We start from the raw sequence: 12,195 nt of genomic DNA on the forward strand, positions 1-12,195 counted from the left end.
ACAATAAATAAACATATTTGAGCGCATCTATTAAAGGATTTTTAACTCGTTTCGAGTCCTGCTCAGAATTCATCAAAGTGACGTCACCGAGGTGTACACTGCTAGGCATACTTGATATTCATTTACATAATATAGGCGTCTATTTATTATAAAAAATTTCTTCAGCTATTAAGGAAGCCGCGCCATGATCTCGCGCCATGACCTAGGGATATTTACTCTTGCACTACTGCCATTTTCGCCTGCCATTGCTCACGCTGATGGTGACTTTAGCTTAGGCGCTATGGGTATCTACTCAAGCTCCATCTACAAAGATACAGACAGCGATGTCAGCGCTCTTCCGTTTGTCGCCTATACTGGTGAACACCTCTATTTAAAAGGACCGGAAGTTGGCTATAACTTATTACCAAACCGCTCATATAAAAATATAGGCTTTGGCTTAGCCTATGATTTCGCGGCCTTTGATCCGGATGACTCAGACGATGAGAACATTCAAAAACTGGACGACCGTGACGGCAGTTTAATGGCTATAGTACAAGCTAAAATAGGCTTTTTTAGTGCAAAACTTGCTCAGGATGTAAGCAACACCCACAACGGCTATTACGCTCAAGTCAAAGCAGATTACCCAATTCAACTACAGCGCTGGCGCCTTCTGCCCTCGATTAGCTATCGATATTTAAGCGGCCAAATGAGCGATTATCAATTTGGCGTAAGCTCGTCTGAATCCGCCAGTACTGGGGGCGCTATTCGCGCTTATGATGCTTCCTCGACCTCCATGACTCGTCTAACGCTAAACAGTTTTTATCCCATTAGCCAATCACTTACACTCAATTTAAGTGCCACTTATGTGAAATATAACGACAATGTTTTAGACAGCCCTATCGTCGAAAAAGATCACAAAAGCATGGCTAGGGCTGGCATTATTTATCGATTTTAAGCAAAGTAAGCAAACGCTCTTGAACTAAGCATCTTATGCTTAGTTCAACCTTAGCAAAGCACAATAAAAATAAGGATATTACATGCCTGCTTTTGTTTATTTATTATTGCCAGTACTCTTCTGGTCTGGCAATTACGTTCTAGGACGTCTTACTGTTTCGGAAGGCATAGACCCTTTTACGATCTCATTTTTACGCTGGAGCATTGCCTGCCTCATCATTCTGCCTTTTGCGTATAAAAAAGTCTGGGCAGAGCGTTCGGTCATCATCAAACATTGGCCATTGCTCATATTGTTTAGCTGGCTGGGGATCTGCAATTACAACCTTTTCCTGTACCTAGGACTAACCTCTACCAGCGTCACTAATGCGGTGCTACTTAACGCCATCATCCCCGTTATTATTCTGATCACAGCGAGAGTATTACTTGGCAATAAAACCAGCGGAGTTCAGAATCTCGGCATCTTGTTATCGACCATAGGTGCCATTGTGATTATCAGCCGAGGCAGTCTCGATACTCTGCTGCATTTAACCATGTCACAGGGGGATCTATGGATTATTGCAGCCGCCATTAGCTGGGCGGTGTATTCGGTACTAATAGCAAAACGCCCAAAAGACATGTCACTCATTGGCTTTTTTACGACTACGGCTTTGGTCGGCACAGCCATTCAAGCGCCACTTTTTATCTTCTTTGGCAGCACTGCTCTCAACGAGCTATCAGTCACTAATTGGGGCACTCTTCTTTATATGGGGCTGTTTGCATCCTTGGCGGCATTTTTATGTTGGAATTTGGGCGTACATAAACTCGGCGCCGCTACCGCTGGCCAGTTCATTCACCTACTGCCGGTGTTCAGTATATCCCTTTCGGTTCTATTTCTAGGTGAAAGTCTGTACTTCTTTCATTACCTTGGCATGCTGTTAATTTTTTCAGGTATTTTTGTCGCCACCTTGCTCAACAAAAAACTTAGCATGCAAAAAGCCATCAAGCAAAGCTAACCACTTTGCTTTTTGGCCATTCGAGTACTTATAAGAATACTTAAAAATATCAACAACATACCTGCATATGCATACACATCTGGCAGATGCCCCCAGACGAGCCATCCCCATAAACCGCTGAATACGACGCCAGCATAACTTACAGGGGAAACCACACTCGCAGGGGCATAACTGTAAGCTTTGGTGTATAAGAACATGCCAACGTACAAAGTAATACTGACAACCGCCACCAACGGCCAAGCAGGCATAGGCAACAATAAGCTCTCCCCTTGCAGTAAAGCCAACCCCAAAGACAAACCTGCTGAGATTAAAAAATACACCATCATGGTTTCTTCACTGCTCACCTGGTGGGACAGCATCCGTGTTGTCACCATGGAAAACGCCAACCCAATGGCTGAAAGAAAACCAATTAAATGCCAAGGATTAAGTTGCTCTGGGGTCGGTTGAATAATACATACCACCCCAGAAAAACCAATAAGAAGAGGCAGCCAGCGGGATTTAGGGACACTCGTTTTATGCATAATCAGCACCACAAATGGCACACAAAGTGGTGCACAATAACGCAACAAAGTCGCCTCAACCAAGGGAATATGGTTTAGCGCCCAGTAATAAAACAAAAAACCTGTAAAACCACCAACACTTCGCAGAAAATGGATTTTCCAGATCGTCACCGATCGAGGTTGCCAGCGACCTCGCAACTGAGGATACAGAACCAGAACACAAAATAGGCTTTGCCAAAATACCAGCACAGGGACTGCGATACTAAGCTGAACCTGTTTCGCCACCACCCCGGTTAGCGACATAACGAACGCATAGGCAATGGTTAATAAAATGCCTTTTGTTAACCGTTGTTTTTCATCTAACCACTGTGACACTCAAACCTCTCTTTCATACTACGAGCCTACTCAAACTGTTGATTTAATCTCGGCTCATGATTTTTGCTGCTGCACGACAGCGCTAAGAAAGATGCGAATAAGCCCTCCTGCCTCGCAGATGGATAGAAGCATGCTGTTCACCATGAGCATCGAAATTGAATTGACCAGATGCTTAACAAAGAAGACAAGCCGTTAGGCCATACCCTTCGAAGCGACAACGACTTATTCCCCCCTTCGCTAATCATTGACCACACCTAAATAGCGGGAAAAAGTCTCAGGCAAGAGGTCTGAAGCTAAAACACTCGCCTCCTCATGAGCAACAACGCGACCACCAGCAATCAGCATTACTTGCCCGCCAACTTGCAACGCTTCAGCAGGTAAATGAGACACCAACACAGTCGTCAATTGAAATTGCTGAGTAACCGTATTGACTAAATTGAGCATCTCTTCTCGCAACATAGGATCCAAAGCACTGAATGGCTCATCCAATAATAAAATAGGCTTTTTACGCACTAGCGCTCTAGCGATTGCGACTCGCTGAGCTTGCCCACCAGATAACGCCTGAGGGTATTGATCTTGTTTAGCAATCAATTGGGTTTGCTCCAATGCCCAAGCCACTTTTCCCCGCTGTTCATCAGTTAGTCTCATCGATGGCTCAAGCCCAATCGCCACATTTTGCCACACAGTTAACTGGGGGAATAAATTGTCACTCTGAAATAAAGTGGATATTGGCCGCTCAAAAGGGGCTGATTTAGAAAAATCTTCCCCGAGATAAGATACACTACCACGGCCTTTTAAATAGCCACCAAGGAGATGCAGCAAGGTACTTTTACCTTCTCCACTGGCCCCCAACAATGTCGTCATTCCTGGGCTAATAGAAACTTCATAAGCCGCATGAAACTGCTCCCAGTCGTATTGGAGATCAATCTCTAACATCTGGCTTCCCCCCGATAATTCGTGTTGCAAGATAAAATAAAATGAGGCAAAGAGAAATCAGTATTACCGCAACACACGCGCCCTCTTCTAACCGATAAGATCCCACCAGCTGAAATAAATAAAGAGGTAAAGAAACCAAGCCTTGGCTGCCAAATAATGCAATGACCCCCATATCCCCTAACGACAATAGCAACGCGTAGCCAATTGCTTGGGCAACACTTTTGCGGATCAAAGGCCATTCAATGAGCAAACGAGACCAACCATAAATGCCCAAACTCGAATACAGGTTACGATAACGCTTCTCCTGCTGATATAACACGGGCATTAGTACTCTTAGCACAAAAGGCAACGCCATCACGGCATTCACCCAAACCACAACCCAATAACTAGACTGAAAGCCAAAGCCTAAACTGCGCAACCAAAGAAACAACCCTGTTGCGAACACCAAGCCTGGCACCATCAATATGATATTCCCTAAGTGCTCAATCTTAGAGGGCAAAAGCCCCCACCAGCCGCGCCCCATAGCAGTACGAGCCAACACTCCAAAACAGCCCCCTAGCAACACACTTAACGCGGCGGCGGGAAGCGCTATAGATAAGGATACCCACATTGCTTTCTGGGTCGCCGAGGCGAGTAATGTGGGCAAAAACTGCGAAGAAAAAATAGGATCAAAAATCGCCAAAAAAGGTGGCAACACCAACAACAAAGCCAACAACATAGCCGTTATATCAAAACAACGCGCCACCACAGAGTCTTTCACAAAATAACATTGCGCTTTCAATAAGCTAACGTCCTGTTGATTTTTCGGCGCGACTTTATAAATCAAAATGGCGACCAGAGTACAAATTGCCACTTGTAACAAGGATAGAAAACTGGCTTTATCCAGGTCAAACTCAAAACGCAGGGCTTGATAAATCGCTACTTCCAGGGAGCTCGATTTCGGCCCGCCCCCCAAGCTTAACACCACGGAAAAGCTGGAAAAACAAAGCATAAAAATCAACACAAAAGCGCCGGGCAACACTTTTTTCAAATAAGGCCATTCAATAAGACGAAAGGAAGTTCCCCTTGAAAAACCTAATTGCGACGCCAGCCGCCATTGAGCAGAAGGAATCAAACCATAGCCCTGGATCAATAACCGCACCGCCAATGGCATATTGAAAAAAACATGGGCCAATAAAATACCAAGCAAGCCATAAAGAGGAACCGAAATTCCGAAACTACTGGTTAGCCAACCGGAACGACCATAGACGACGACAATACCTAAGATAGCAACAATAGTCGGCACCACCATAGACACAGCAAATAACTGCAACAGCAGATGCTTGCCTCTAAATTCTCGATGACTTAGGCAAGAAGCAACGGGCACGGCAATCAGCAAGCTAAGCACGCTACTTAACAAAGCCTGCCACAACGAAAAGCGAATAATTCGCCACAGATAAGAGTCTTGTAAATACCCCCACCATTGTGTCAGGTCCATATGATGTAAAAGAGCCGCCAAACTGGCGGCTCCAACAAGAGTAAAAACCAACACACCAAACAAGGCGGGAAACAGCCGCACCCCTTGGCGTAAAGTGGAAAAGCGTATCGGCATTAGCGCGTCGTTGCCTCAAGCCACTCGTTTATCCAAGCTTTACGATGTTGTGCCACATCGCCGGCAGACAAAGTAAGCACCTTGGTTGGCTTAGGCAAGGCACTAAACACGGCAGGCAATGGCTCTGCCAGTGGCACAACCGGGAACATCCAGTTGCCAGTAGCAATAGTCGATTGGAAACCAGGGGTTAAAATAAACGCCATAAACTGCTTAGCAAGCTCTGGATGAGGGGCATTTTTTAACATAGCTGCCACCTCGACCTGAGGGTAAAACCCTTCACTGGCTGGCGCGGCCTTATATTGAGTTTTACCTTCTGCTACCACATGATAAGCAGGTGATGTGGTGTAACTTAGCACCACATCGGATTCGCCTTTCAAGAATAAACTGTAGCCCTCATACCAGCCCTTGGTCACGGTTACAGTATGCTTAGCAAGAGTCGCCCAGGCATCAGCCGCTTTGTCACCATATACGGACTTCATCCAGAGCAATAACCCCAACCCCGGCGTGCTGGTTCTTGGGTCTTGATAGATCACTCGCAGATTTTGGTTTTCAACAATCTCTTTCAAACTGGCTGGCGGTGTTTCTAGGTTTGTTGAATTATAAATAAAAGCAAAATAGCCCTGATCAAAAGGAACAAACACAGAATCCTGCCAAGGCTGAGGCGTATTAACATGGCTTGTATCGACCCCAGAATCTACCAATAAGCCTGTTTGTTTCGCTTTTTGCATTAAATTCAGATCAAGCCCTAAGACAACATCGGCTTGGGAGGCACGGCCTTCCAACTGCACTCTTGATAAAATACCCACGGAAGAATCAACCGTGACAAAGTTCAGTTCACAATCACATTGCTTCTCGAAGTTGGCTTTGATTTTTGGCCCAGGTCCCCAATCAGAAGCAAAGGAATCATAGGTATAAACATTCACAGTCTCTGCAAATGCGCTATTCGAAAAAGACAATAAAGCGCCGACCATTACGCCAGCGGTCAAGGAAAACTTATTCATGGTGTCGCTCCTATAAAATGAGCGGCGTACAGGGAAATGGCAAGAGAAGAGCTTGCTACCTCAATTCCTACGCCAGCATAATCTGGATCAGGTTCAATGGGTTAGCAAAGCGCTTCTCAGTTCCAGTCAAAATACAACCAGAACACCCCATGAGATAATGATGTAGATATTGTAAAGAGTCGTTTAGCGGAAGTCTATTTCTGCCAGAACCCGCGTCACAGCCCCCTGATTTTGCTGAGCAAAACGCAGCGCGGCTTGCCCCAACCGATGACATTGGCTGTGCTTTCCTGCCAACGAAATAACGACCTCCTGTAAATGCTCCCCATTTTTACAACGAATCGCACCATGATGCTTAATCAAGAGCTCAGTAATATCGGCAAAGTTAAAGGTATAAGGCCCCACTAAGGTTGCGCGGGCTAACAAGGCAGGCTCAATGGGGTTATGTCCGCCACGCTTTACTAGGCTCCCCCCAACAAAGGCTAAATCAGCGGCCTGATAATAGTGCATCAGCTCACCCATAGAGTCGCCAATAACCACATTGTAGGCGTACCAATCTTTAGGTTCGACTTCACTGCGCAGTGCCACTTTAGAAAAGTATTCTGCCGCTAACTGATAAACACTTTGAAAGCGCTCGGGGTGACGCGGCACAAGAATCAGCAAGGCATCTGGATATTTTTCCAGCAGCGCTTGATGAGCTTTTAATAATGACTCATCTTCACCGTTATGAGTGCTGCCTGCAGTCCACACAAAGGAACTCGACATTTGACGATGCCAATTTTGCTCTGCAACAGCATCAGGTACGCTAAGATCAAATTTGATACTGCCTGTGACCAACACCCCACTCGCCCCTAATGCTTCAAAGCGCTCTGCGTCTGCTTGAGCATGCGCTAGAAAACGGTCAGGCAAACTCATGAGACGCTTAGATAAACGAGGAAATCGTTGGTACTGTTTAAAGGAGCGCTCGCTTAAGCGCGCATTAACAATGTTAATACGCAAACCTTTACGTTTTGCTTGCTGCAACAGGTTAGGCCAGAGCTCAGTCTCGACGATCAACAAATGCTCGCACTCTAGTTGCTTTAACGCCCGCTTAACCGCGCCGCGCCAATCCATTGGCAAGTATCGATGAATTGCGAACGGAAAGGTTGCTGCTACCTGTTCCGCTCCTGTCGGTGTCATGGTGGTAATCAAAATGGGCTTATCTGGGTACTTCTCAAGCCATTGAGCCACCAATGGCCGTACTGCTAAAACCTCTCCTACCGATGAACAATGCAGCCATAGACCCGCTTTCACCGGCTGCCAAAAACCAAACGCTTCTCGGGCTCGGTAGGCTGGATAGTTTTTCCTAAAACGCCGTACCTTCACCAAGATAAGCGGCGTTAACAACAGCAATAATAGACGATAAAGCCACATAATTATTCAGCAACATCACTAAACTGCTGGTTATGAAGCTTGGCATACGCCCCATTCATTGCCAGCAAATCACTATGGGAACCCTGCTCCACAATCTGACCATGGTCAACAACCGCAATAATATCGGCGTTTTCGATGGTGGATAATCTGTGTGCAATCGCAATGGTTGTACGATTCTCCATTAGGGTATCTAAAGCTTGCTGAATCGCTCGTTCAGATTCTGTATCCAACGCCGATGTCGCTTCATCAAGGATTAAAATAGGGGCATTTTTAAGAATCGCTCGTGCAATTGCAATACGCTGACGCTGACCACCAGAAAGCAAAACACCATTCTCACCCACTAGGGTTTTCAAGCCCAACTCCAACTCTTGAATAAAGCCCCAAGCATTTGCCGCTTTTGCAGCCTTAATAACCTCTTCTTCGGTCACTGTTTTAAGGCATCCGTAGGCAATATTATCCTGAATCGTGCCATTAAAAAGCACCACTTGCTGATTTACCAAAGCAATGTTTTTACGCAGATCATCCAATAGGTAATCATTGATGTTTTCACCATCAATGAGCAGTTGCCCATCGTTTACATCGTAAAAACGTGGTATCAAGTTCGCCAAGGTGGATTTACCACTACCAGAGCGCCCAACCAGTGCGAGCTTCTTACCCGCTGGTAGAGTAAGGTTTATATTATTGAGTGCCATTTTATCAACACCAGCATAACCAAAACTCAATCCATGCCAGCTAATGTCACCTTTTAGTCGATCAACCGCTTTGTTACCTGTGTCTTTTTCACTGTCCAGATCCAAAAAGGCAAAAATACTCTGCGCTGCCGCAATCCCTTTTTGCAAAATGCTGTTCACCGACGTTAACTGACGCATTGGTTTACTCAGCATGCCCGCAGCACCAATAAAAGCGACAAAGTCCCCTGCCGACATGCTGGCAGAAATAGTCGGCTCTAATGCCATCCAAATTAATGAAGACAGGGAAATCGCCACTATGAATTGAATAATAGGGACGTTTAAGGCCTTGGTTAATTCCATTTTCAGTTGGGAACGACGGTTTTCTTGAGCCGCCTTACGAAAGCGTTCGGTCTCATATTCATTGCCACCAAAAATCTTAATGACCTCATGACCTTTAATAGCTTCTGATGCCACATCCGTCACACCACCCATCGCGTTTTGTATTTTTAGGCTTAGCTTACGAAAGCGCTTTGAGGCATAACGAACCACCAAAGCAATAAAAGGGATCACAATCAAGAACAACAAAGACAAACGCCAGTTGATGTATAACATATACCCTAGCAAGCCAATGACCGTTAACCCTTCGCGTAAAATCACTTGAATTGCTTGGGTTACAGAATCTATCACACGCTCTGTATCGTAAGTCAGTTTTGCTAACAAACGGCCACTGGGCATGCTATTAAAATAGCTGGATGGCAAAGTCACCATTTTATTAAACATGCTGGTACGCAGGTCAAACACCACATTATTCGCCACTTTTGCCATGCAGTAGCTACCTAAAAAGGTACCTACACCACGCACTAAAAAGACGCCTAAAATGGCCAGTGGAATTAATGCTCTACCTTCAACCACAGTGCCATTCGACACCACATCTACAATATACTTAAGCAATGCAGCTAAAGCAGGCTGCATAGAAGAATATAAAATATAGCCAAAGACACTTAACAGAAAAAACGCTATCGATGGCCTAACATAGCCTAACAATCTGAAATAGAGTGACATTCCTGATGCGACTTGTTGTTGTTTATTCACACTCAATATCTCTTTGTCTTGCATTTAAAGATTTGCCTTTTCAATAATGGAGGTTGTTGAATAGCCATCAACAAAGGTCAATACTTTGACCTCACCACCATGGGACAACACATGTTCTGCGCCAACGATGCTTTCTATGGTGTAATCCCCACCCTTGACTAAAACATCTGGGCTAAGTGCTTCGATTATTTCTTTTGGAGTATCTTCATCAAACCAAGTTACCCAATCGATCGCACCAATGCCTTCTAACACAGCCATGCGGTGTTCTAAGTTATTAATAGGTCGCTTCTCGCCTTTTAAACGCTTTACTGAAGCGTCCGTATTGACGGCAACGATCAAGCGATCTCCCAGCGCCTTGGCCTGTTTCATATAAGCCACATGCCCTGGGTGTAGAATGTCAAAACAGCCGTTGGTAAAAACGACTTTTTCGCCACTAATTTGTGCCAATTTAATTTGCTCTAAAACCTTTTCAGGGGATAACACGCCAAAATTAGTAGTGCGATTTCGCTGGTACATTATGGCGTCTAGTTGTTCGGCATTAATGGACGCGGTCCCTAATTTGCCCACCACATAGCCTGCCGCTTGATTAGCATACTCTACCGCATCAATAAAACGCTGGCTGGTAACATACACGGCGGTTAGCACTGCCACGACGGTATCGCCCGCCCCGGTGACATCAAACACTTCCTTGGCGGCTGTCGCTAAGGAAAACGGTGCTTTATTATCGCTAAGCAGTATTAGCCCATCTTCGCCACGAGTGACTAATAAAGCCTTCCAGCCAAACTGTTCCCGTAACGCTTTGGCTTTTTCTTCTAGCTCTTTCACTGAATGACATTTACCAACGATGTTCTCAAACTCTAGTAAATTAGGCTTTACTAATGTCGCCCCTTTGTAGATAGAAAAATCATCGCCTTTTGGGTCGATAAAACTGGGCACCTTGGCGTCATTTGACAACTGTATCAATGTTTGAACATCGGCTAGGCAGCCTTTGGCGTAATCAGAATAAATGACAGCGTCCGTGTTCGGTAAGCACTCTTTGACCATGGCGGCCACGGCATCATTTTGCGACAAACTGTCTTCGCGCTCTTCAAAATCCAAACGAATCAATTGCTGATGACGGCTCATTACTCGCAATTTGGTGATGGTTGGTAAGCGATCAGAATAAACAAAACGGCAACGCACGCCTTCTGCTTCCAAACAACGACTCAACACCTCGGCATTTTCATCTTTACCGACAACCCCAATTAAGGTCACGGCAACGCCTAACTTAGCAAGTCCAAGGGCAACATTGGCTGCGCCACCGGGTCGATCTTCGATATTAGAGACCTTAACCACCTGTACTGGCGCTTCTGGAGATATTCGTGAAGTACCACCATGCCAGTAGCGATCTAACATAACATCGCCCACTACGAGGATGTGTTTATCCTTAAAATTTAAATATGAAGAGTTCATAGTCACATAATAATCGATTTTTGAGAGCGCTCATCCTATCATACTCACTCAATAAGTTGGACATAACGACATCACAAGTAATAAGGCAAATTTACTCATGCTTAATTCTCCCTTAACTTCCTGTAAAAGCTTTCTTTTTGATCAGCTGCTCGCCAATTGGGCAAAGCATGGCATAGACCAAGAATTGGGCTTTAGCTACGAGAGCATGAATCACGATTGGAGTAGAAACCAAGTAGGTCGCGTGCGCTTATTAACCCAGTGCCGCCAACTGTATACCTTTAGCCATGCGGTAAGCATGGGCGATAATGAGCAATGGCGAGCCAAACTATTGCCTTTGTTCGATTTTATTATTGAGCACTACTTCCAAGATGAACGCTGGATCTTCTCGCTCAATGACGATCTCAGCATAAAAGACACCCAATCCGATGCGTATGCTTTGGCGTTTGTTTTATTGTCTTTTAGCCATTATTACACGCTCACTAAAGACCCGCGCGCACTCTCTCTTATGCATAAAACCCATATTTTCTTAATGGAAAATATGCAAGCAGCTTCAGGCGGATTTTACGAAGCCTTCCCGGTGGACCCAGAGCAATTACGCCGCCAAAACCCCCATATGCATTTGTTGGAAGGTTATATTGCAGCTTACGATGCAACCCAAGATGACACTTACAAAGCACAAATAAGCGCATTACTTAAGTTAGCGCTGAAGCATTTTTACGACAAAAAAACAAAAACCTTACGAGAGTTTTTCACTCTCGATTGGCACCCTCACCCTACAACAGGCAACCAAGTTGAGCCTGGACACCACTTCGAATGGGTATGGCTACTCTTTCAGGCCAACAGAATTCTCCCGAATTCCGAGTATACCGAATTAGCTCAACAGCTCTGGCGCACCGCTACACGCTATGGCTTTGCCAGTAATGGTGGCCTTTACAACCAAATCGACGGCAATAGTTACCAGCCCTTAGACGAGGAAAAGCGCATTTGGCCAATTACTGAATACTTAAAAGCCATTACCGTCATGCCAATTGGTAAGGAAGAAAAAGTGCTACGCTTTACTGAAGCGCTCAATTTCCTTCAAAATCATTATTTTATAGAGAATGGCCGTTGGAATGAGTACCTTAAAGCTAACAATCAGCCGAAAGACTTCCCACTGCCTGGCACCAGCAGCTATCACATTTTTCTCGGCCTCGCCGAAGTGATAAGATGGCAACAATCTCATTCCGACTTGACTCTCTAAGG

The 12,195-nt window shown here is 45.2% G+C and carries 10 protein-coding genes and 1 riboswitch; of the genes, 3 read left to right on the top strand and 7 right to left on the bottom strand.

The window, feature by feature from the left end:
- The first annotated feature begins 184 nt into the window (after nt 1-184).
- Together DFP81_RS02760 and DFP81_RS02765 are read left to right on the top strand one after the other, a co-directional pair.
- On the top strand, nt 185-934 hold the full coding sequence (locus tag DFP81_RS02760; RefSeq protein ID WP_115896218.1) for a MipA/OmpV family protein: 750 nt from the start codon (nt 185-187) through the stop codon (nt 932-934).
- Nucleotides 935-1,016: 82 nt separating this feature from the next.
- Nucleotides 1,017-1,925, top strand: coding sequence for a DMT family transporter (locus DFP81_RS02765; RefSeq protein ID WP_115896219.1), 909 nt, complete (start codon nt 1,017-1,019; stop codon nt 1,923-1,925).
- Here DFP81_RS02765 and DFP81_RS02770 read toward each other — a convergent pair.
- From DFP81_RS02770 to hldE, 7 genes are all read right to left on the bottom strand, one after another.
- Entirely contained in the window at nt 1,922-2,800 is an 879-nt protein-coding gene (locus DFP81_RS02770; protein ID WP_245959067.1) for a DMT family transporter, read from the bottom strand. The genes DFP81_RS02765 and DFP81_RS02770 overlap by 4 nt on opposite strands.
- A 237-nt stretch (nt 2,801-3,037) precedes the next feature.
- Nucleotides 3,038-3,736, bottom strand: a complete 699-nt coding sequence (locus DFP81_RS02775) for a thiamine ABC transporter ATP-binding protein (protein WP_115896220.1) — start codon at nt 3,734-3,736, stop codon at nt 3,038-3,040.
- Nucleotides 3,723-5,327, bottom strand: coding sequence for a thiamine/thiamine pyrophosphate ABC transporter permease (gene thiP, locus DFP81_RS02780; RefSeq protein ID WP_115896221.1), 1,605 nt, complete (start codon nt 5,325-5,327; stop codon nt 3,723-3,725). Before thiP ends, DFP81_RS02775 begins: the two co-directional genes overlap by 14 nt.
- Entirely contained in the window at nt 5,327-6,328 is a 1,002-nt protein-coding gene (thiB, locus tag DFP81_RS02785; protein WP_115896222.1) for a thiamine ABC transporter substrate binding subunit, read from the bottom strand. Before thiB ends, thiP begins: the two co-directional genes overlap by 1 nt.
- A gap of 46 nt (nt 6,329-6,374) precedes the next feature.
- A riboswitch (TPP riboswitch) is annotated at nt 6,375-6,488 on the bottom strand.
- Nucleotides 6,489-6,511: 23 nt separating this feature from the next.
- On the bottom strand, nt 6,512-7,738 hold the full coding sequence (locus DFP81_RS02790) for a 3-deoxy-D-manno-octulosonic acid transferase (RefSeq protein ID WP_115896223.1): 1,227 nt from the start codon (nt 7,736-7,738) through the stop codon (nt 6,512-6,514).
- A gap of 2 nt (nt 7,739-7,740) precedes the next feature.
- Complete coding sequence (gene msbA, locus DFP81_RS02795) at nt 7,741-9,525, bottom strand: lipid A export permease/ATP-binding protein MsbA (RefSeq protein WP_115896224.1); 1,785 nt, start codon at nt 9,523-9,525, stop codon at nt 7,741-7,743.
- On the bottom strand, nt 9,526-10,953 hold the full coding sequence (gene hldE / locus DFP81_RS02800; RefSeq protein ID WP_115896225.1) for a bifunctional D-glycero-beta-D-manno-heptose-7-phosphate kinase/D-glycero-beta-D-manno-heptose 1-phosphate adenylyltransferase HldE: 1,428 nt from the start codon (nt 10,951-10,953) through the stop codon (nt 9,526-9,528).
- Between the two features lie 97 nt (nt 10,954-11,050).
- On the opposite strand from hldE, the gene DFP81_RS02805 reads away from it, so the two are divergent.
- On the top strand, nt 11,051-12,193 hold the full coding sequence (locus DFP81_RS02805) for an AGE family epimerase/isomerase (protein ID WP_115896226.1): 1,143 nt from the start codon (nt 11,051-11,053) through the stop codon (nt 12,191-12,193).
- Nucleotides 12,194-12,195: the final 2 nt, after the last annotated feature.

This window comes from Marinomonas pollencensis, from assembly GCF_003387375.1.
GTDB lineage: Bacteria > Pseudomonadota > Gammaproteobacteria > Pseudomonadales > Marinomonadaceae > Marinomonas > Marinomonas pollencensis.

What these genes read in the sequence shown, in the direction of transcription:
- DFP81_RS02760 (WP_115896218.1), top strand. Translation starts at nt 185, where the DNA reads ATGATCTCGCGCCATGACCTAGGGATATTTACTCTTGCACTACTGCCA.
- DFP81_RS02765 (WP_115896219.1), top strand. Translation starts at nt 1,017, where the DNA reads ATGCCTGCTTTTGTTTATTTATTATTGCCAGTACTCTTCTGGTCTGGC.
- DFP81_RS02775 (WP_115896220.1), bottom strand. Translation starts at nt 3,736, where the DNA reads ATGTTAGAGATTGATCTCCAATACGACTGGGAGCAGTTTCATGCGGCT.
- thiP (WP_115896221.1), bottom strand. Translation starts at nt 5,327, where the DNA reads ATGCCGATACGCTTTTCCACTTTACGCCAAGGGGTGCGGCTGTTTCCC.
- thiB (WP_115896222.1), bottom strand. Translation starts at nt 6,328, where the DNA reads ATGAATAAGTTTTCCTTGACCGCTGGCGTAATGGTCGGCGCTTTATTG.
- DFP81_RS02790 (WP_115896223.1), bottom strand. Translation starts at nt 7,738, where the DNA reads ATGTGGCTTTATCGTCTATTATTGCTGTTGTTAACGCCGCTTATCTTG.
- msbA (WP_115896224.1), bottom strand. Translation starts at nt 9,525, where the DNA reads ATGCAAGACAAAGAGATATTGAGTGTGAATAAACAACAACAAGTCGCA.
- hldE (WP_115896225.1), bottom strand. Translation starts at nt 10,953, where the DNA reads ATGAACTCTTCATATTTAAATTTTAAGGATAAACACATCCTCGTAGTG.
- DFP81_RS02805 (WP_115896226.1), top strand. Translation starts at nt 11,051, where the DNA reads ATGCTTAATTCTCCCTTAACTTCCTGTAAAAGCTTTCTTTTTGATCAG.